Source organism: Pacificibacter marinus, from assembly GCF_900109555.1.
In the GTDB taxonomy this organism is placed as follows: Bacteria; Pseudomonadota; Alphaproteobacteria; order Rhodobacterales; family Rhodobacteraceae; genus Celeribacter; species Celeribacter marinus_C.
The window spans coordinates 210189-229875 of the sequence record NZ_FNZV01000001.1 but is presented as its reverse complement, the minus strand read 5'-3'; the positions used below and the strand labels follow the sequence as shown (position 1 = coordinate 229875).

Below are 19687 nucleotides of genomic sequence, written 5' to 3'. Positions count from 1 at the left end.
TGTCAGATGCGAGGTTAAATCGACATCTTTTTAAAGATAAATTCAGGAATATTGCGGATGATCAGCATAATGTAGCGCCAAAAGAAGGGGGTGTAGATCACGTTCTTTTGCTTTTTCACGGCGTTCAATATGTCTGATGCGACCTTTTCAGGGGCTGCGACTAAAAACATGCCTTCGACATCCCATGTCATAGCGGTGTCCACAAAGCCGGGTTTCACCGTGACCACATGCCCTCCCGCACGGGTCAAACGATTGCGCAGACCTGACAGATATGTCGCAAAACCCGCCTTGGCGGAGCCATATACATAATTGCCGATGCGCCCACGGTCACCCGCTACCGATCCCACACCAACAATGGTGCCGCCGCCGCGCGCCTCAAGTTCGGGCGCGAGCATTTGTAAAAATGTGGCAGGTCCAGTGTAATTGTCTTGGATGGTGCCGTGGATCAAATTCGGGTCCGCATCTATGGCATCTTGCGACGGCATAGAGCCAACAAAAACGGCGCAGTTGATCATGCCTTCTTGTGTCAAAGCTCGGTCAATAATCGCGGCAAAGCTATTGGTATCACGCGCATCAAAGGCGCAGGCCTGTGCATCATGCGCACCGCGGGCCATGCAATCGGCCGCCGTGCTGCGCAGGTCATCAAAATCACGTCCGCACAACAACAAGCTTGCGCCACGCATCGACAATTGTCGGGCTAAAGCGCGCGCCATTGACGATGTTGCGCCCAAAATGATCCATGTTTCAAGTTGTGAACTCTGGTTTTGAAGCTGGTTCATACATTGCCTCCTGTCGCGGGCGTCACTGTGTGTGGCGGGCTGCGCAATTCCAAGCGCCGGACCAAATCTGTTTCCAGCGCTCCGTCTGGGTCGGCTTTTGCCACTGCTTTTTGCCATGCTGTTTGGTCTGGGTACATGCCTTCAACTTGTTTGGCCTGTGCCACACCGTCTTTGGCGAAATAAATTCGTCCGCCCGCGTCTTTGGCCAAATCGGTCAAGTCGCGGATCAAGTATGCCGCGCCGCTGCGATTGGGGAAATCTACCGCCAATGTGTAACCTTCCATTGGAAATGACATATAGCCGCCGCGCCCCGGGCCCATTTTTTTCAACACAGCCAAAGGCGATGCAAGTCCAGATGCCGAAATACGTTCTAACATGATGCGCAGACATTTTGTGGCGTCCAGCGGCACAACGCATTGAAACTGGTTAAACCCTGCTTTGCCGTACAAGCGGTTCCAATTGTGGATCGTATCCAGCGGGAAAAACGGATCGGTGATCGGTTTCACGCTGGTGCGTCCTGATGCAGGCACGCGGCGAAAATACAGCTCGTTGAATATGCGCACCACAGGGGCGGACAGCGCCCAAGCTGGCGCATTGAATGGCACCGATTTCGGTTTGCCGCTGCCCGGATTGATGCCCGAGGTGATTTCACTTTCTTCCAACACGCCGCGCCCAAGGTTGGCACCTTTGGCTGTCGCATCGATCCAGCCCACGGTGTAGTCGGACCTACTGTCATCAAAGGCGTCGAAAAAATCGTCTAGCCCATCGATACGACGCTCGGTTAGCACCATGAGATCGCCTTTGCAGGGCGCAAGTTGCAGCTTGGCTGACGCAATAACGCCTGTTTGCCCAAGTCCACCCACTGTGGCTTTGAACAAATTAGGAGCAGATTTCAGGGTGATTTTACGGCTTTTATCGCCTTGGATCAGCGTGATTTCGATAACATGCTGCCCGAAAGAGCCAACCACATGGTGGTTTTTTCCGTGCACATCATTGGCAATGCAACCGCCGATGGTGGCAAATCCGGTGCCTGGCATGACAGGGGGAATCCAACCTTTGGCGGCGAACATCCGGCCCAGATCGCCAATCGGCAATCCCGCTTCTACATGGACAACGCCGGTGGTGCTGTCGAAAGACAAAACACGGTCCAGACGGGTCATATCCAAAGACGGGCCAGCAGAGTTCAAAGGGGCGTCACCATAAGAGCGGCGCATCCCGAACGCAGGCATCATTGCCGCAGCCAACAAGCGTTTCAACTGGGTGGCGCGCTCGGGACGGGCCACGTCGCCAGTTGCCGTATGCGCACGGCCCCAGCCCGTGGTTTCAAGGGTTTTCCAGCTCATTTTGGACTCTCTTTGATACGCGTTCAGCGATTGGGAAAATAATCAGACCGATCACAATGGCAAACCATAATGTGGTCAAACGGATGATGGCAGTGGCGGGCAGGGACAGCGCAAGCGGCACGTTTTGCAACGCAAGCAAGGCAATCATGGCAGCCTCAGCGCCACCAACGCCCCCCGGTGCACCAGTGAGTCCGCCCGCCAAAGTCGAAAAAATAAAAATGGCAATGGCCGTCGTGGCAGACACATCTGCGCCCATCCAATGCAACAAAAGGTAAAAGGCGGTGCCTTCGGCGAGCCAGCCAAACAAAGCCAAAACGGAGCCTTGGAACAAAGTGCCACCCGCAGCAAAGGGTTCAAGCGATCTGGCTGCACGGCGCACGCGGGCGAATATGCGTGGCAATCTGCCTGTGATGGCGTGGCCCTTTTGTGCCACCCACGCCAATAACCGAGGGCGCGTGACGATAAATGCGGCAATCAGCGCCAAGATGATAACGGGCACACCACCTGAAATATGCGTGCCAGATAAAAGCATCGCGGCCCCCATCACTATCGCCATAGCCGCCAAATCAGAAGCGCGGTCTACCAGAACCAAAGGCGCAGTGCGGTCCACCGGCCACCCTGTTTCGCGGCGGATCCAGCGCATGCGTACCAATTCACCCACACGACCGGGGGTTACGGTCATCGCAAAACCCCCTAAGAAGTGGCGCATATTTGTGAGCAAGGACAATTGCAATCCAAGATGTGAGGCAAATAGATGCCAGCGCAAGCCGCGCAAACCGTAGTTGAGCAAAGATAGCCCCAAAAGCACAAGGATTTGCCACGCGGATAGTTTGGCAATTTGATGCAGCGTTTCTTGCCATCCAGTGGCGGCGGCTGCGGCCATAAGTCCCACGACAAGCAACGTTAAAAGCCCAAAAAAAACAGCACGTTCACGCAAGCGTTTGGGCGCAGGCACAGGCACGGGGATTTTGGGATGAGAAAGTGTGGGCTGCTCGGGGCGCATCTGGTCCATTTCGTCTGATTGCATGTGTTTCTAGCGACAGATTGGGGCGATATTGTGGTTCTGTTGCGGATTTAGCGACAATAGAGCGAGACAAAACACTGGTGAAAATAAACAGAAACGAAGCAGAGATATGGTGCGTGGCATTTTGTTTTATACGAAAGGCCCCCAACGGATGAGGGCCTTTGTTTGGTTTTGGTTGAAACGGTTCAGTTGACGATTGTTGCCAATGTCGCCGCGCGCAGTTCTGCTTGGGTCACGCCATCGGCGGTCTCAACGATTTTCAAACCGCCTTCGACCACGTCCAACACACCCAAATTGGTGATCACACGGTCCACAACCGCTTTGCCTGTCAACGGCAAGGTACAGGATTTCAACAGCTTGCTTTCGCCATGTTTGTTGGTGTGATCCATGACCACAACCACGCGGCCGACGCCTGCGACCAAATCCATCGCGCCGCCCATGCCTTTGACCAATTTTCCGGGGATCATCCAGTTGGCCAGATCGCCTTTTTCATCGACTTCCATCGCGCCCAAAATCGCCATCGCAATTTTGCCACCGCGGATCATGCCGAAAGACTGCGCGGAATCGAAATAGGCGGTGTTTGGCAGTTCGGTAATTGTTTGTTTGCCCGCATTGATCAGGTCCGCATCTTCATCGCCTTCATAGGGAAAGGGCCCCATGCCGAGCATGCCGTTTTCCGATTGCAGCACCACTTCGACACCTTCGGGAATGAAGTTTGGCACCAAGGTCGGAATGCCGATGCCAAGGTTCACATAGGTGCCGTCTTGCAGTTCTTGTGCCGCGCGTGCGGCCATTTGATTGCGATCCCAAGGCATTATGAGGTCTCCCGTGTGCGAACTGTACGCTGCTCGATGCGTTTTTCATGGGCGCCTTGTACAAGGCGATGCACATAGATACCGGGCAAATGGATCGTATCGGGATCAAGGCTGCCGACGGGCACAATTTCTTCGACTTCCATGATGCATATCTTGCCACACATGGCTGCTGGCGGATTGAAATTGCGAGCCGTTTTGCGGAAGATCGCGTTGCCAGTCTCGTCAGCTTTCCATGCTTTCACGATGGAAATATCGGCGAAAATACCCTCTTCCAGAATGTAGTCTTGGCCGTTCCATGATTTCACATCTTTGCCTTCAGCAATCACTGTGCCCACACCTGTTTTGGTGTAAAAACCGGGAATGCCCGCGCCGCCTGCACGCATGCGTTCGGCCAATGTACCTTGGGGGTTGAACTCTAGTTCCAACTCGCCGCTCAAATATTGACGCATGAATTCAGCGTTTTCGCCCACATAAGACGACATCATTTTTTTGATCTGGCGGGTGGCCAAAAGTTTGCCAAGGCCGAAATCATCAACGCCAGCATTGTTTGACGCCACTGTGAGATCTTTCACGCCGCTTTGCACGATGGCATCGATCAGCAGTTCAGGGATGCCACACAGGCCAAATCCACCCGCAGCGATCAACATGCCGTCTGTTAAAATGCCGTCCAGCGCATCCTGCGCGGACCCATATACTTTTTTCAATGCTCTCTCCCTCAGTGTCCATTTCGTGCAATTGGACGCAATTGCACGGGGCGTGTCAATGAAAATGCTGCACTGCAAAAATGCAAATCGCCCGCCAACACTGGCGAGCGATCAGATGTTTTTATCTTGGCTGCAACGAGCGGAGCCGTAAGGACAGCCTAAGTTTTTTTCTTAGCAGCAGGGGCTTTTTTCGTCGCTGGTTTTTTGGCTGCGGCCTTTTTCGGTGCCGCTTTCTTTTTCGCCGCAGGCTTTTTCTTGGCGGGCTTTTTGGTCGCGATCAATTCAAGCGCTTGTTCGACGGTGATGTCTTCGGGCTTGATCTCTTTGGGCAGGGTCACGTTGACCTTTTCCCATTTCACATAAGGCCCGAATTTACCGTCCATCACCTTGATCGCACCACCATCTGGGTGGTCGCCAAGTTCTTTAAGCGCCTTGGCTGCCGCACGACCACGGCCAGGATTTTCGCGTTTATGCGTGATCATTTCCATCGCCAAATTCATGCCAATTTCAAAGACCTCTTCGGTCTCTTTCAGATTGGCGTAAACCGGTTTTTCCGCATCGGGCAATTGGTGCATCACATAGGGGCCAAAGCGCCCAAGGTTGGCCACAATCGCGCCGCCATCGGGATGGATGCCAATTTCGCGCGGCAAATTGAGCAACGTCAAAGCCTTGGCCAAATCGATGCTTTCCGGCGCCCAACCTTTGGGCAAGGACGTGCGTGGTGGTTTTTTGTTCTCTGCCGTGGCTTCGCCGCGCTGCACATAGGGGCCAAAGCGACCAGAGCGCAGTGAAATTTCATCGCCGTTGTCTTCGCCCAAAACCTTTTCGTAGCTTTCCGCACCTTCGCCCGAAATCGGACGGGTGTAGCGGCATTCAGGGTAGTTGGAACAGCCGACAAACCCACCAGAGCGCGATGTTTTCAGGTGCAGATTGCCCGCACCACACTTGGGGCAAATGCGGGGGTCTGTGCCATCTTCACGTGGAGGGTAGAGCGTGGGTGCTAGGGCCGCGTCAAGTTTGTCGAGCACTTCGGAAATGCGCAAATCAGAGGTCTCAGAGATCGCGGCAGAAAAGTCGCGCCAAAAGCGGTTCAGCACGTCTTTGTAATTCATTTCGCCTGCAGAGACTTCATCAAGTTCGCGTTCCAGATCAGCCGTGAATTCATAGCCGACATATTTGCGGAAGAAGTTGGTCAAAAAGATCGTGACGATCTTGCCTTTGTCCTCTGGGAACAGGCGGTTTTGTTCTTTGCGCACATATTCGCGCTCAACAATCGTTGTCAAAACCGACGCATAGGTTGACGGGCGTCCGATGCCCAATTCTTCCATGCGTTTGACCAACGTGGCCTCGGTGTAGCGGGGGGGCGGATTGGTGAAATGCTGCATGCCAAGTACGGCATCTGCTGCGCCAAGTGCGGCTTCTTTGCCTTCTGCGTCGGCTTTGAGCGCGCCTGCAACTTTTTTGGCAGGTTCGTCTTGCATGATCTGTGGCAGGCGCGCGCTGTCTTCTTCGCCCTCAGCGTCGTCTTTGCCCTCAGTGTAGACGGCCATAAAGCCATCAAAGGCTACAACTTGACCTGTCGCGCGCAGTACAACCTCTTGATCTGCAGAGGCAATATCAACTGTGGTGCGTTCCAATCGCGCCGCTTCCATTTGCGATGCAATGGTGCGTTTCCAGATCAGATCGTAAAGCTTGGCTTGGTCGCTGTCTGACAGGGCCGCTTCTTTTGGGCCTTTGTTCAACTCTGTCGGGCGGATACATTCGTGCGCTTCTTGCGCGTTTTTGGCTTTGTTTTTGTACACACGTGGCGACGCGGGCACGTATTTATCGCCGTAACGCGCTTTGATTGCATCGCGGGCTTCGGTGATGGCTTCTGGTGCCATGTCAATGCCATCGGTCCGCATATAGGTGATGAGACCCGCTTCATATAGGCGTTGTGCGGCGTTCATCGTTTGACGCGCGCCCATACCGAATTTACGGCTGGCCTCTTGTTGCAGGGTCGATGTCATGAATGGCGCAGATGGGTTACGCGTGCCGGGTTTTGCCTCAACCGATACCACTTTCAGATCGCGCGACGACACGGCTTGCACAGCCATTTCCGCCGTCAAACGATCGCCCAGATCGAATTTATCTAGTTTTTTGCCCGAAAGCTGCGTCAAACGTGCTTCAAACTGTTGCCCGCGTGGGGTTTCCAGCACGGCTTTCACGGACCAGTATTCTTGTGGGTTGAAGGCTTCGATTTCGTCTTCGCGTTCCACGATCAAGCGTAAACAGACCGATTGCACACGACCAGCAGAGCGCGCGCCGGGCAATTTGCGCCACAGCACAGGCGATAGGTTAAAGCCCACGAGATAGTCCAAAGCGCGGCGTGCCAAATAAGCATCGACCAGAGGCACATCGACTTGGCGCGGGTTTTTCATCGCTTCAGTGACGGCGGTTTTGGTGATCGCATTGAACACAACACGCGACACAGCCGTGGATTTTTTAATCGCGCGGCGTTTGGTCAGGGCTTCTTGCAGGTGCCATGAAATTGCTTCGCCTTCGCGGTCGGGGTCAGTCGCGAGGATCAGTACGTCGTCGTCTTTAAGGGCATCTGCGATGGCTTTGACGTGTTTGCGACTGTCTGCGCCGATGTCCCAAATCATCTCGAAATCATTGTCTGTATCGACCGATCCGTTCTTGGCTGGCAGGTCACGGACGTGGCCGTAGGACGCCAAAACGGTGTAGTCGCTTCCAAGGTATTTGTTGATCGTTTTGGCCTTGGCTGGGGATTCGACAACAACAACTGGCATAATACATCCTTTATACGACTTTGATGGCCTTATGGCGGGGCAAGATGGGTTGCGCAACTACGGATTGTCAATGAAAGATCGTGAGAACACGTTAATATCTTTCGTACACACTAGATTTTTGCCCATTTTTGGGGCCTCGGATACGGCAGAAAATTGATCATGAAGTTTTTGAAACAAGCCAGCGTGTACAGTTTTCTATGCTCGGTTTTTGCTATCGATGAATTTAGACGCGCGACAATAGGCCGCCAGCTTTGCGCATGATACGGCCATCCAATTCCAGTGACATAATTTCCGAACTGACCTGTTCTGCACGCACACCGATGTCGCGGATAAGCTGATCTTCGGGAACGGCGGCGCCACCAAGACGCGATAGAATTTCACCGTGTAACGCGGTGTGATCATTGAATGTGCGGGTCTGTGGTTCAACTGGTACAAGCGCCTCAACAGGGGTCTCCATCGCGGTGATTGCCAAAGGCGACGCATTGGCCAGGACATCAATGACATCGCGCGACCCGCGGATCAGGCTGGCCCCATCGCGCAGCAAGTTGTTGCAGCCCGACGAGCGCCCATCAAAGGGGTGCCCCGGAACGGCCATGACCTCGCGGCCTTGTTCCATCGCATTGCCCGCGGTGAGCAGCGAGCCGGATTTGGCCGCAGCTTCCACAACGATTGTCGCCAACGCCATGCCGGATACGATTCTATTGCGCATAGGGAAATGACGCGCAAAGGGTTTCATGCCCATAGGTTGCTCTGAGACGATCACGCCCGTCTCAGCGATTTTATGATAGAGATTTTTGTTTTCAGCTGGATAGATCACATCTAACCCGCCACCAAGCACGGCAATGGTGCCCGTCTCGATTGCTGCGTCATGCACGGCGGCATCGATGCCCCGTGCCATTCCAGAGACAATTCCAAACCCTTCGGCCCCCAAATCACGTGACAATGCACGCGCCATACGCAGCCCCAATGAGGACGCATTGCGCGCCCCGACCAAAGCCACCATCGGGCGTTCAAACAGGGACATGTCACCTTTAACCCACAAAAGTGGAGGGGCATCTGGAATAAGGGCAAGGGCGTTGGGATATTGTGGATCACCCACAGCCAAAAGCCGCGCACCGGCTTCGTGACCTGCACGCAGTTCTTCATCTATGACGGATTGTGGGCAGGTTTTATAGTCACGCACGCCAGCTTCATGCGCAATTTCGGGCAAAGCTGTGAGGGCGGCTGTGGCCGATCCGTGATCATTCATGAGTCTGAAAAAGGTGGAAACGCCAACGCGGCGTGATCGCAAGAGACGGAGCCAGACGGCGCGATCTTCCGCAGAGTGGGGTGGGGTGAGGGGGTGGTGGGAAGGGATGAAATCCATTTGACCGCTCTCTCCGTCTCTTGCAATTACACCATCGCGCAAATTGGTTAACGACCCGTTACCGTTACTGATAAACCCTCAAATTTATTGAATTTGGCTGCATTTGCGTTGTTTTCAGTGTTTTAGGTGCAAATTACGCCGTCTGAATTGCAAGACGACAGCCAAAAGGCGGCCCAAAGACCGCCTTTTGCTTACATTTACTTATATCGTTCCAACATCGGCAGGGATCACGTTAACCTTTATTGGGGTTAAGTGGCCGAGCCACCTACGGTCAATTCGCTGATCATCGTTGTGGGCTGTCCAACGCCAACGGGCACCCATTGACCAGCTTTGCCACAGTTGCCCATGCCAGGATCAAGCGCCATATCGTTGCCCAAGGCACGGATGTGTTTCAACGCCGTGGCTCCATCGCCAATCAGTGTCGCGCCTTTCACCGGTGCGCCAATCATGCCGTTTTTAACTTGGTAGGCTTCAGTACACGAAAACACGAATTTTCCGTTGGTGATATCAACTTGTCCGCCACCAAACCCAACCGCATAGATACCGTCTTTGAGGTTTGCGACGATATCTTCGGGGGGCGTGTCACCACCGAGCATATAGGTGTTGGTCATGCGTGGCATGGGGGTGTGCGCATAGCTTTCGCGCCGCCCGTTTCCGGTGGCATCGACGCCCATCAGGCGTGCGTTTTGACGATCTTGCATGTAGCCGACAAGAATACCGTCTTCGATCAATGTGTTTTTCGCGCTGGGCGTGCCTTCGTCGTCGACGGAAATAGAGCCACGCCGATCAGGGATCGTGCCATCATCCAAAACAGTGACGCCTTTGGCCGCGATTTGTTGCCCCATGAGGCCCGCGAAGGCTGAGGTTTTTTTGCGGTTAAAATCCCCCTCAAGCCCGTGGCCGATGGCTTCGTGCAACAAAATGCCGGGCCAGCCGTTGCCAAGCACCACATCCATGACGCCAGCTGGGGCAGGGACGGCTTCTAGGTTGACGCAGGCTATACGCAGGGCTTCGCGCGCGATTGATTTCCAGTGATCAGGGCTGAGCATGCCGAGCAGCCCCGTGCGCCCGCCGCCGCCCGCAGAACCACTTTCGCGACGGCCATCTTTGTCGACGATGACGGAAATATTGAGCCGCGCCATCGGGCGTTGATCTGAGACAAGCGTGCCTTCGGGGCGTAAAATTAACACCTCTTGGTGTGAGGCAGCGATTGAGGCGGTGACTTGCACCACACGTGGATCTAGGCTGCGCAGGAAATCGTCGATTTCTTTGAGCGTGTCGATTTTGACTTCAAAGGCGGCGCCGTCCATCGGGTTTTCATCGGTGTAGAGTTTGACATTTGTGGCGCGCGGGGCATCGGCCAGCGTGCCGCCGCCATCGCCCACGGCCAAACGCGCGGTTTCAGCTGCGCGCATGAGCGACGATTCGGAAATTTCGGTCGAATGGGCGTATCCTGCGGTTTCACCGCGCACAGCACGTAGACCGAATCCCTCGGATGCGTCATAAGTGGCGTTACGGATTCGCCCGTCATCTAAAACGAGGCCCTCGGATGTGCGCCGTTCAAAGAAAAGTTCGCCATCATCGGCACCTGCTGTCGCATTTTGCAGAATGGAAAGGGCTTGAGCCTGATCCAACAGGGTCTCGAATGGGTCAAAACGTCTCGTTGGCATCTATTTTCTCCTTGGGGACTTGATCTAAATCAAAAAACACGGTCAATGGCGACGCAGAATTCTTGTTCCATCGGGCCTAATATGGTTTTTGGTGGGTAAGACTCAAACGAAATTCGTCCGATCTTCGGGCACTGCGGCGCACATATCACTGTTGCGCTTGCGAAATGGGAAAAAAACATGCGCACAGAACGCTTTTTGTCCGGCCTTGCCGCCACAGTTTTAGCCACCACCGTTTCCGGTGCCGCCATGGCACAGCAAGCGGGTGAATTGCTGGGCGCGCCCGTTGATGGAAAAATGGGTTTTCAACCTGCGGCCACTGAACTGGCCCGTGATTTGCAGGGGCTCGACCACCTGCTGCTTTGGATCACTGGTCTTATTGTATTATTTGTTTGCGCTTTGATGGCTTGGGTGATGATCCGCTACAACCGCAAAACAAACGCCGAGCCACAGACCTTTACGCACAACACGCCTATCGAGATTGCATGGACGATCGTGCCTATTCTTGTTCTGGCTGTGATTGGCGCGTTTTCTTTGCCAGTGTTGTTCAAGCAACAAGAAATTCCAGAAGGCGACATGTACATCAAGGTCACAGGGTACCAATGGTACTGGGGCTACGAATATGTTGACGAAGGTTTTGGCTTTGACAGCTACAAGCTTGAGCGTGATGAGTTGGCTGAATACGGTTACGACCAAAGCTTTTACTTGCTCGCGACAGACACGGCCGTTGTTGTGCCTGTTGGCAAAACAGTCGTCATGGGCGTAACCGGCGCGGATGTAATCCACTCTTGGACGATCCCAGCGTTTGGCGTGAAACAAGATGCGGTGCCTGGCCGTGTGGCAGAACTTTGGTTCAAAGCAGAAAAAACGGGCACCTTCTTTGGTCAGTGTTCTGAGCTTTGCGGCAAAGACCACGCGTTTATGCCGATCACTGTGAAAGTTGTATCGCAAGAAGATTACGATGCTTGGTTGGCTGGCGCGAAAGAAGAATTTGCGTCACTCGAAGGCACAACACCTGAGCTGATCCAATTGGCATCTGTTCAATAAGCACACTGTGCGACATCAGGGCGCGGGCGATTCATATCGCCCCGCCTGTCAAATGAGCTAATTCTACCCAACAGGCGCGCAGCCCAGATTTGTCTTTGGCGCAGCGGCACTCCAGTAAGGCACCCGAATGACCGACGCAACGATCATACTTGAAGACGACCGTGAAGCAGGATTTGGCGATTTCTTTGCCTTGTTGAAGCCACGTGTCATGTCGCTTGTCGTGTTCACCGCAATGGTCGGATTGATCGTGGCACCGGGAACTGTGCATCCGTTTGTGGCGTTCTTTTCGATCTTGTGCATTGCCATCGGAGGCGGGGCCTCTGGCGCTTTGAACATGTGGTATGACGCCGACATCGACCGCGTGATGAAGCGCACCAAAGGCCGGCCTATTCCCGCAGGCAAAGTGTCTGAGGGCGAAGCGTTTGCCATTGGTGTGACCCTGTCTGCTTTTTCTGTGGTCATGTTGGGGTTGGCCTCAAACTGGGTCGCGGCAGGGCTTTTGGCCTTTACGATCTTTTTCTATGCTGTGGTTTACACCATGTGGCTGAAACGCTCGACACCGCAAAACATCGTGATTGGTGGGGCCGCTGGCGCGTTTCCCCCGATGATCGGTTGGGCTGTCGTGACGGGTGACATCACCTTGACCAGTTGTTTGATGTTCGCCCTGACGTTCATGTGGACGCCACCCCATTTCTGGGCTTTGGCCCTGTTCATGAATTCCGATTACGACAAAGCTAAGGTGCCGATGCTGCCTGTAACCCATGGCACGCGTTCGACTCGCAATCATATTCTTGTGTACACGCTGATCCTGGCCATAACAGCAGGCGCGTTGTTGTTCACGTCTATCGCGGGCTGGTGCTATCTTGTCGCATTTGTTGTGATGAACGCTTTGTTTATCGTCGGTGCTGTAAAGATTTGGCGGCGCGATGATGCGGCGTCAAAGGCGGATAATTTCAAAACAGAGCGATCTTTCTTTAAGCTCTCGTTGGTTTATCTTTTCGCGCATTTCACCGCGCTTATGTTTGACGCTATGCTCAGCGGCCTTTTGGGTGGCATGGGCATTGGGGGACCTTTCTAAATGGCGATCACCAAACTTCACGAACTGCACACGCGGCGTAAATCGCGCAATGTCGGGCTTGCTCTTGTGCTTGGCCTTTTTGTTGTGCTGATCCTTGGCCTCACCGTGGTGAAAGTCACCACAGTTGATGTAAGCAATGTCGGTAGCGCAGGAGCGCATGAATAATGGCACTGCAAGGTCCACAAAAAACGGCGGCAACACTGGTTGGTGTTGTTGTTTTGATGGGTGGTTTCGCTTGGGCCTCTGTCCCGTTCTATAGCTGGTTTTGCGCTGTAACAGGATTTGGTGGGACCACGCTGGAAGCTGACGCAGGCTCGGATGTGATTTTGGATGAAACCATCAAAATCCGTTTTGATGCCAACACAGACCCGTCCATGCCATGGGAATTCAAACCTGACGTGCGCGAGATGGAATTGCGGATCGGCGAGACCGGCCTGGCTTTTTATGAGGCGCACAACCCCACTGACCGCGTGATCGCGGGGACTGCGTCTTACAATGTTGCTCCCTATGAGGCTGGCGGATTTTTCACCAAAATCGATTGTTTTTGTTTCACAGAACAGGTGCTTCAACCCGGAGAGACCGTGATGATGCCTGTCACCTTTTATGTGGACCCCGAAATCACCACCGACCGTGACGCGAAATATGTACATCGCATCACTTTGTCGTATACATTCTACGAAACCGATCTGCCCACGGAACTTGCTGCTTTGCAAAGCGATTTTTCAACGGCTACTGATCTCAACTGAACCCATTAGGGAAAATACCCCAAGGGAGAGGGACGCAATACTATGGCTCACGTAAAGAACCACGATTATCACATCTTGCCACCATCCTCGAAACCGCTTTTGGGCGGCATCGCAGCCTTTGTCATGTTCTTTGGCGCGGTCATATGGATGGCCAAAGATTCGCCTTGGATGTTCCTTATCGGTTTCGTTGCTGTGCTCTACGTGATGTGGGCTTGGTGGCGCGAAACGATTTTGGAAAACAAAGCGGGCGATCACACACCCGTTGTGCGCATCGGTCTGCGTTATGGCTTCATCATGTTCATCATGTCCGAAGTTATGTTCTTTGTGGTTTGGTTCTGGGCATTTTTCAAAAATGCAATCTTCCCGATGTATGAATATGCGGGCACAGAATACCTTAAACCTGAAATTATCCCTGTTGATGCGTTTCACCTGCCATTGATCAACACCTTGTTGTTGCTCTTGTCTGGCTGTGCGGTCACTTGGGCACACCATGCTTTGGTCCACGGCAACATCCGCAAAGACTTGGTGGCTGGTCTGGCCATCGGTGTTGGCTTTGGCGCTGTGTTCACAATGTTCCAAGCGTATGAATACTACGAATTGCTGGTCCACGAAGGTTGGACATTTGGCGGCGAGTTCTTTTACGGCGCCTTCTTTATGGCAACAGGCTTTCACGGGTTCCACGTGTTGGTTGGGACGATTTTCCTAACCATCTGTTTGATCCGCGCAATCAAGGGCGACTTCACACCTGATGATCACATCGGCTTTGAAGCGGCAGCTTGGTACTGGCACTTTGTGGATGTTGTTTGGCTCTTCTTGTTCGTCGCCGTCTACATCTGGGGTCAATAAATCCCCCTGTGCTGCGGCTTTGACTTTGGCACAAAACACGAGATAAAAAACAAGGGCGTGGCATTGCTGCGCCCTTATGCATTTCAGAAAGTCGTCCCATGATAAAACGCATGATTGTTCCGATTCTCATCGGAGTTGTTGGTATCGCTATTTTGCTGTGGCTTGGCACATGGCAGGTCCAACGTTTGGCGTGGAAAGAGGGCGTCTTGGCCGAAATCACCGCCGAAATATCAGCGGACCCCGTGCCTTTGCCCGCTATGATTTCGACGGATATGAAATACATGCCTGTCACGGCGTCTGGCACCATCGGGCAAGAGGAACTGCATGTGCTGGTGTCGCGTTTGCAAATCGGCGCAGGCTACCGTGTGATCGCCCCGTTTGAATTGGACGACGGACGGCGGGTTTTGTTGGATCGTGGGTTTATCAAACCAGATGCCAAAGACACCTTTCGCCCCAGTGGCCCCGCGACGATCATCGGCAATCTGCATTGGCCCGATGATATGAACAGCTCCACCCCCGAACCGGACATGGTCAAGAACATTTGGTTTGGTCGTGATATTGCAGAGATGGCGACAGTTTTGGACACGTCCGAAGTGCTGATTGTCGCGCGCGCGGACACGGGTCAAGGGGTTGAGGCCATGCCTGTCGGCATCACGGGGATCAAAAATGATCACCTTGGCTATGCAATCACGTGGTTTTCATTGGCATTTGTCTGGTTTGGGATGACACTCTTCCTTCTGTGGCGTATCAAAACCCGAACAGTTTAACGCGATCCCAACTCTGATAGGGCCCCATGCGATATATTTCTACACGCGGCACCGCGCCCGCTTTGTCTTTCGAAGATGCAATGCTCACTGGTTTAGCCTCTGACGGCGGACTGTATGTGCCTGAAACCATCCCAACGATGTCGACAGATGACATCGCGGCTTTGGCAGGGCAATCCTACGAAGAGATCGCTTTTCGGGTGATGAAGCCCTTTATCGGCGAGACGTTTACCGACGCCGAATTCAAAGAAATCATTGCGAAATCATACACAGGTTTCGGTCACGATGCCCGCGCGCCGCTGGTGCAGCTTGGCCCCAACCATTTCTTGTTGGAACTGTTCCACGGACCGACGTTGGCGTTCAAAGATTTTGCCATGCAACTGATCGGCCAGATGTTCCAAGCGGCTTTGTCGCGCTCTGGCAATCGCGTGACTATTGTTGGCGCAACGTCAGGCGACACAGGATCCGCCGCGATTGAAGCGTTCAAAGGATTGGACAACGTCGATGTGTTCATCATGTACCCGCATGGCGGCGTGTCTGATGTGCAGCGTCGCCAGATGACCACGCCAAGCGAGAGCAACGTGCATGCGCTGGCGGTTGAAGGCGATTTTGACGATTGCCAAGCGGCCCTCAAAGATATGTTCGCCGATATTGATTTTCGCGACACAGTCAAATTGGCAGCTGTCAATTCCATCAACTGGGGCCGCGTTTTGGCGCAGGTTGTGTACTATTTTTCATCTGCAGTGTCGCTCGGCGCACCGCATCGTGACGTGTCATTCACCGTGCCGACAGGCAACTTTGGCGACATCTTCGCGGGCTATATTGCCAAGAAAATGGGCCTGCCGATCAAAGACTTGGTGATCGCGACCAACCAAAACGACATCTTACACCGCACGATGCTAACGGGTGCCTACACGAAAGAGGGCGTGACACCATCCATGTCGCCCTCAATGGACATCCAAGTGTCATCCAACTTTGAACGCGCTTTGTTTGACGCTTACGGGCGTGATGGCGGCGCAGTGTCGCAACTGATGGACGAGCTGAAATCAGGTGAATTTAAAATCTCCCAAGGGGCGATGCAAATCTTGAACGAGACCTTTTTGTCAGGTCGTGCCTCTGAGGATGAAACCTCTGCCACGATCAAAGATATGCAGATCCGCACCACCGAAGTGCTCTGCCCGCATTCCGCAGTTGGCGTCAAAGTGGCGGAGGATCACCTGTCAGAGGTGCCGATGATTACATTGGCCACGGCTCACCCCGCGAAATTCCCTGCAGCGGTCAAAGCGGCCTGCGGAATCCACCCTGACTTGCCCCCACATATGGCGGGGCTATTTGATCGCGACGAGCGGTTTACAGTGGTGCCGAACGATCTTGAAGTATTGAAAACATTGGTTAAGGAGCGCCTTTCTTGAGCCTCAAAACACACCGGCTCAGCAATGGACTGCGCATCGTTACCGAACATATGCCCTCTATGGAAAGCGCCTCAATTGGTGTTTGGGTCCAAGCGGGCGGGCGGCATGAACGCCTAGAGCAAAACGGCATCGCGCACTTTCTAGAGCACATGGCATTCAAAGGCACGGCACGCCGTACGCCTTTGGAAATTGCCGAAGTTTTGGAAAATGTGGGTGGGTATCTCAATGCCTATACATCGCGCGAGACGACGGCCTATTACGCACGCGTTTTGAAAGAAGACGTGCCTTTGGCGCTAGATGTCATTGCCGACATTGTGCTGAACCCGATTTTTGATGCGCGTGAATTGGAAGTCGAGCGTGGTGTGATTTTGCAAGAAATCGGCCAAGCATTGGACACGCCAGATGATATTATTTTCGATTGGCTGCAAGAGGTGTCCTATCCCGATCAAGCGGTCGGACGTACGATTTTGGGTCCTGAAGAGCGTGTTCGGGCGTTCACGCGGGAAGATCTTGCAGGATTTGTGCAAGAACACTATTCGCCTGAGCGCATGGTTTTGTCGGCTGCTGGCAATGTTGATCACGATAAAATTGTGGCAGAGGCTGAAAAGCTCTTTGGTCATTTGACAGCCCACGGCAGCGATCACGCCGATCCCGCAACCTTTGTGGGCGGCGAATTTCGCAAGAATAAAACGCTGGAACAAGTGCATGTGGCCATAGCCTTTGAGGGGCCAAGCTACCGTGACCAAGATATCTATATCGCCCAAGCCGCCAGCACGGCACTTGGCGGTGGTATGTCTTCGCGGTTGTTCCAATCCATTCGCGAACAAAAGGGCCTGTGCTATACGATTTATGCGCAAAGCGGGGCCTATTCCGACACGGGCACAACGACGATCTATGCGGGCACATCTGCGGAAGATGTGGCGCAGTTGACCGAGTTGACCATGGATGAATTGAAACGCTCTGCCGATGACATGTCTCAGGCCGAAGTGATGCGTGCTTGTGCGCAAATCAAAGCGGGTCTTTTGATGGGGCTTGAAAGCCCTAGCGCGCGGGTCGAACGCAATGCGCGGATGATCGGCATTTGGGACCGGGTGCCGACACTGGCCGAAACCGTTGAAAAGATTGACGCGGTGACCGTCGACGGTGTGCGCAATTTCATCAGTCAGATGGGCACAGGCCGCACGGCGATGGCACTGTATGGGCCCGCAGAAAGCGCACCAACGCTTGATGTGCTCAAGGCAAGGCTTGTCTAACCATGTTTGCCCGCCGCCCCAAGGTTAAAATCGAAACCGAGCGTATGACGCTAAGGTTGCCGGTGCATGGGGATTATAATGTGTGGCGCGGTTTGCGGGCGCAGGGCGTGGAATACTTGCAGCCATGGGAACCCACATGGTCGCCAGATCATTTGTCGCGCAAAGGGTTCACCAATCGCGTCTATTGGGCGCAGCGCTCTGTCGTGTCGCAAACTGCTTTGCCGTTGTTTTTAACCCGCCGCAGTGACAACCAAGTCATGGGGGCTTTGACGTTGGACAATATCAGACGCGGTCCCGCCCAAGCAGGGTCTGTGGGCTATTGGATCGGATTCGAGTATGCCCGCCAAGGCTATATGCGCGAGGCATTGGAAGCGGTCGTTCATTATGCGTTTACCAAGCTTGACCTAAGCCGGATCGAAGCAGGCTGTCTGCCAGAAAATGTCGCATCGCGCGGTGTGCTCGAAAAAGCTGGTTTCAAATACGAGGGCGTCGCGCAGTCCTATCTGCAAATCAACGGGCGCTGGCGCAATCATGTTTTATACGCGTCTTTGCGCAATGACCGTCGCGGACCAACACAAGTGGGCTTGGCCTAACTCAGCCTAACGGAGATCAACATGCTCAACCCTGTCACTCCTGAATTTCTTGACGCCCTGCGCGCCGCTTTGCCTGAGGGCACGTTGCGGGCGCAAAAAGACGGTGAACTTGATGATCCGCGGGGGCGTCATGTGGGATTGGCCGCGATCGTGGCGCAGCCGCGCAGCACTGACGAGGTCGCGACAATCGCGCGCCTGTGTCATGAGGCTGGTGTTGGCATTGTCCCTTTGGGCGGGGGCACGGGATTGGTGTTGGGGCAGGTGGCGCACTCTGGTCCCGCGCCCGTTGTGATTTCGTTTGAGCGCATGACAGCTGTACGTGCTGTGTACCCAACCGAAAACGCGATGGTGGTCGAAGCCGGTGCCATTTTACACGATGTGCAAGCCGCCGCCGAAGCTGTGGATCGCTTGTTCCCATTGTCGCTGGCATCCGAGGGATCATGCCGCATTGGTGGAAATCTGGCGACCAACGCAGGTGGGTTGAATGTTTTACGCTATGGCAACACCCGCGATCTGTGTTTGGGGCTTGAGGTGGTGATGGCTGATGGCACGATTTGGCACGGGCTGAAACGCCTGCGCAAAGACAACACCGGTTACGATTTGAAAAATCTGATGATCGGCTCTGAAGGCACGCTTGGCATCATCACCGCCGCCACTTTACGCCTGTTCCCGCGCCCGACACATGAGGCCGCCGCGATCTTTGTCGTGGACAATCCGCAAGGTGCAATTGATCTGCTGGCCTTGGCGCAAGCCACGGTGGGTGAAGGGATTTCTGCCTTTGAAATGATGTCTGGCGTTGGGCTTGATTTTCTCACGGAAACGCTGCCCGATGTGCGTCAACCGTTTGGAACCAACCCCGATTGGTCGGTTTTAATCGACCTTGGCCTATCTGGCGAGAGTGACCCGCAAGAGATGCTGCTGGCTCTGTTTGAAAAAGCACATGCGGCAGAATTGGTTTCGGATGGGGTCATTTCGCAAAACGAAACACAACGCCAACAATTCTGGTCTGTGCGGGAACATATCCCCGTTGGCAATCGCAATATCGGGTCGATTTCATCCCATGACATTTCCATCCCTTTGTCGCGCATCCCTGATTTTATTCCCGAAGGCATCGCCAAATTGCAGGCTTTGGGCGATGTGCGGATCAACTGTTTTGGCCACCTTGGCGATGGAAACCTGCACTATAATGTGTTTCCCGCCAAAGGCCGTGATCGCAAGGACTTCGATGATATTCGCGGCGCGGTGAAAAAATGCGTGCATGATTTGACCCACGCGTATGACGGCTCTGTCAGCGCGGAGCATGGCGTGGGGCGGCTGAAAGTTGAAGATCTGGAACGCTACCAAGACCCTGTGAAACTGGCCGCAATGCGCAGCATCAAACAAGCGCTCGATCCCAAAGGCGTCTTAAACCCAGGCGCTGTGCTGCGAGCTTTGTGATCTTATAAAATGCCACTAAAA

The 19687-nt window shown here is 53.9% G+C and carries 18 protein-coding genes; 10 read left to right on the top strand and 8 right to left on the bottom strand.

Annotated features, from left to right (window positions below; translation table 11 throughout):
* Positions 1 to 14: 14 nt before the first annotated feature.
* From BM025_RS01065 to tldD, 8 genes are all read right to left on the bottom strand, one after another.
* Entirely contained in the window at positions 15 to 779 is a 765-nt protein-coding gene (locus BM025_RS01065; protein WP_085847325.1) for an SDR family oxidoreductase, read from the bottom strand.
* Positions 776 to 2122: an FAD-binding protein gene (locus tag BM025_RS01060; RefSeq protein WP_085847326.1), complete on the bottom strand. Its 1347-nt coding sequence runs from the start codon at positions 2120 to 2122 to the stop codon at positions 776 to 778. Before BM025_RS01060 ends, BM025_RS01065 begins: the two co-directional genes overlap by 4 nt.
* Positions 2103 to 3149, bottom strand: a complete 1047-nt coding sequence (locus tag BM025_RS01055) for a lysylphosphatidylglycerol synthase transmembrane domain-containing protein (RefSeq protein WP_085847327.1) — start codon at positions 3147 to 3149, stop codon at positions 2103 to 2105. Before BM025_RS01055 ends, BM025_RS01060 begins: the two co-directional genes overlap by 20 nt.
* 182 nt (positions 3150 to 3331) lie before the next feature.
* Positions 3332 to 3961, bottom strand: a complete 630-nt coding sequence (locus tag BM025_RS01050; RefSeq protein ID WP_085847328.1) for a 3-oxoacid CoA-transferase subunit B — start codon at positions 3959 to 3961, stop codon at positions 3332 to 3334.
* Positions 3961 to 4665: a CoA transferase subunit A gene (locus BM025_RS01045; RefSeq protein WP_085847329.1), complete on the bottom strand. Its 705-nt coding sequence runs from the start codon at positions 4663 to 4665 to the stop codon at positions 3961 to 3963. The genes BM025_RS01050 and BM025_RS01045 overlap by 1 nt, the downstream gene beginning before the upstream one ends.
* A 158-nt stretch (positions 4666 to 4823) precedes the next feature.
* Entirely contained in the window at positions 4824 to 7457 is a 2634-nt protein-coding gene (gene topA, locus BM025_RS01040; RefSeq protein ID WP_085847330.1) for a type I DNA topoisomerase, read from the bottom strand.
* Between the two features lie 223 nt (positions 7458 to 7680).
* On the bottom strand, positions 7681 to 8823 hold the full coding sequence (gene dprA / locus BM025_RS01035; protein ID WP_085847331.1) for a DNA-processing protein DprA: 1143 nt from the start codon (positions 8821 to 8823) through the stop codon (positions 7681 to 7683).
* 248 nt (positions 8824 to 9071) lie between these two features.
* Positions 9072 to 10493, bottom strand: a complete 1422-nt coding sequence (gene tldD, locus BM025_RS01030; RefSeq protein ID WP_085847332.1) for a metalloprotease TldD — start codon at positions 10491 to 10493, stop codon at positions 9072 to 9074.
* 177 nt (positions 10494 to 10670) lie between these two features.
* Between tldD and coxB the strand changes: the two genes are divergently transcribed.
* The 10 genes from coxB to BM025_RS00980 all read left to right on the top strand — a co-directional run bounded on the left by coxB (position 10671) and on the right by BM025_RS00980 (position 19666).
* Complete coding sequence (gene coxB / locus BM025_RS01025; protein WP_085847333.1) at positions 10671 to 11537, top strand: cytochrome c oxidase subunit II; 867 nt, start codon at positions 10671 to 10673, stop codon at positions 11535 to 11537.
* A gap of 127 nt (positions 11538 to 11664) precedes the next feature.
* A complete protein-coding gene (gene cyoE, locus BM025_RS01020; protein WP_085847334.1) occupies positions 11665 to 12615 on the top strand; it encodes a heme o synthase in 951 nt (316 codons plus the stop codon).
* Complete coding sequence (locus BM025_RS01015) at positions 12616 to 12780, top strand: cytochrome C oxidase assembly protein (protein ID WP_085847335.1); 165 nt, start codon at positions 12616 to 12618, stop codon at positions 12778 to 12780.
* Complete coding sequence (locus BM025_RS01010) at positions 12780 to 13361, top strand: cytochrome c oxidase assembly protein (RefSeq protein ID WP_085847336.1); 582 nt, start codon at positions 12780 to 12782, stop codon at positions 13359 to 13361. Before BM025_RS01015 ends, BM025_RS01010 begins: the two co-directional genes overlap by 1 nt.
* A gap of 42 nt (positions 13362 to 13403) precedes the next feature.
* Complete coding sequence (locus tag BM025_RS01005) at positions 13404 to 14207, top strand: cytochrome c oxidase subunit 3 (protein WP_085847337.1); 804 nt, start codon at positions 13404 to 13406, stop codon at positions 14205 to 14207.
* Positions 14208 to 14305: 98 nt separating this feature from the next.
* A complete protein-coding gene (locus BM025_RS01000; protein ID WP_085847338.1) occupies positions 14306 to 14974 on the top strand; it encodes an SURF1 family protein in 669 nt (222 codons plus the stop codon).
* A 26-nt stretch (positions 14975 to 15000) separates the two neighbouring features.
* Complete coding sequence (gene thrC, locus BM025_RS00995) at positions 15001 to 16383, top strand: threonine synthase (RefSeq protein WP_085847339.1); 1383 nt, start codon at positions 15001 to 15003, stop codon at positions 16381 to 16383.
* Positions 16380 to 17636 carry a M16 family metallopeptidase gene (locus BM025_RS00990; RefSeq protein ID WP_085847340.1) on the top strand — a complete coding sequence of 419 codons (1257 nt, stop codon included), beginning with the start codon at positions 16380 to 16382 and terminating at the stop codon, positions 17634 to 17636. Before thrC ends, BM025_RS00990 begins: the two co-directional genes overlap by 4 nt.
* A 2-nt stretch (positions 17637 to 17638) precedes the next feature.
* A complete protein-coding gene (locus BM025_RS00985; protein ID WP_085847341.1) occupies positions 17639 to 18229 on the top strand; it encodes a GNAT family N-acetyltransferase in 591 nt (196 codons plus the stop codon).
* Positions 18230 to 18250: 21 nt separating this feature from the next.
* Positions 18251 to 19666, top strand: a complete 1416-nt coding sequence (locus BM025_RS00980) for an FAD-binding oxidoreductase (RefSeq protein WP_085847342.1) — start codon at positions 18251 to 18253, stop codon at positions 19664 to 19666.
* The last annotated feature ends 21 nt before the right edge of the window (positions 19667 to 19687 follow it).

What these genes read in the sequence shown, in the direction of transcription:
- BM025_RS01065 (WP_085847325.1), bottom strand. Translation starts at nt 779, where the DNA reads ATGAACCAGCTTCAAAACCAGAGTTCACAACTTGAAACATGGATCATT.
- BM025_RS01060 (WP_085847326.1), bottom strand. Translation starts at nt 2,122, where the DNA reads ATGAGCTGGAAAACCCTTGAAACCACGGGCTGGGGCCGTGCGCATACG.
- BM025_RS01055 (WP_085847327.1), bottom strand. Translation starts at nt 3,149, where the DNA reads ATGCAATCAGACGAAATGGACCAGATGCGCCCCGAGCAGCCCACACTT.
- BM025_RS01050 (WP_085847328.1), bottom strand. Translation starts at nt 3,961, where the DNA reads ATGCCTTGGGATCGCAATCAAATGGCCGCACGCGCGGCACAAGAACTG.
- topA (WP_085847330.1), bottom strand. Translation starts at nt 7,457, where the DNA reads ATGCCAGTTGTTGTTGTCGAATCCCCAGCCAAGGCCAAAACGATCAAC.
- dprA (WP_085847331.1), bottom strand. Translation starts at nt 8,823, where the DNA reads ATGGATTTCATCCCTTCCCACCACCCCCTCACCCCACCCCACTCTGCG.
- tldD (WP_085847332.1), bottom strand. Translation starts at nt 10,493, where the DNA reads ATGCCAACGAGACGTTTTGACCCATTCGAGACCCTGTTGGATCAGGCT.
- coxB (WP_085847333.1), top strand. Translation starts at nt 10,671, where the DNA reads ATGCGCACAGAACGCTTTTTGTCCGGCCTTGCCGCCACAGTTTTAGCC.
- cyoE (WP_085847334.1), top strand. Translation starts at nt 11,665, where the DNA reads ATGACCGACGCAACGATCATACTTGAAGACGACCGTGAAGCAGGATTT.
- BM025_RS01015 (WP_085847335.1), top strand. Translation starts at nt 12,616, where the DNA reads ATGGCGATCACCAAACTTCACGAACTGCACACGCGGCGTAAATCGCGC.
- BM025_RS01010 (WP_085847336.1), top strand. Translation starts at nt 12,780, where the DNA reads ATGGCACTGCAAGGTCCACAAAAAACGGCGGCAACACTGGTTGGTGTT.
- BM025_RS01005 (WP_085847337.1), top strand. Translation starts at nt 13,404, where the DNA reads ATGGCTCACGTAAAGAACCACGATTATCACATCTTGCCACCATCCTCG.
- BM025_RS01000 (WP_085847338.1), top strand. Translation starts at nt 14,306, where the DNA reads ATGATAAAACGCATGATTGTTCCGATTCTCATCGGAGTTGTTGGTATC.
- thrC (WP_085847339.1), top strand. Translation starts at nt 15,001, where the DNA reads ATGCGATATATTTCTACACGCGGCACCGCGCCCGCTTTGTCTTTCGAA.
- BM025_RS00985 (WP_085847341.1), top strand. Translation starts at nt 17,639, where the DNA reads ATGTTTGCCCGCCGCCCCAAGGTTAAAATCGAAACCGAGCGTATGACG.
- BM025_RS00980 (WP_085847342.1), top strand. Translation starts at nt 18,251, where the DNA reads ATGCTCAACCCTGTCACTCCTGAATTTCTTGACGCCCTGCGCGCCGCT.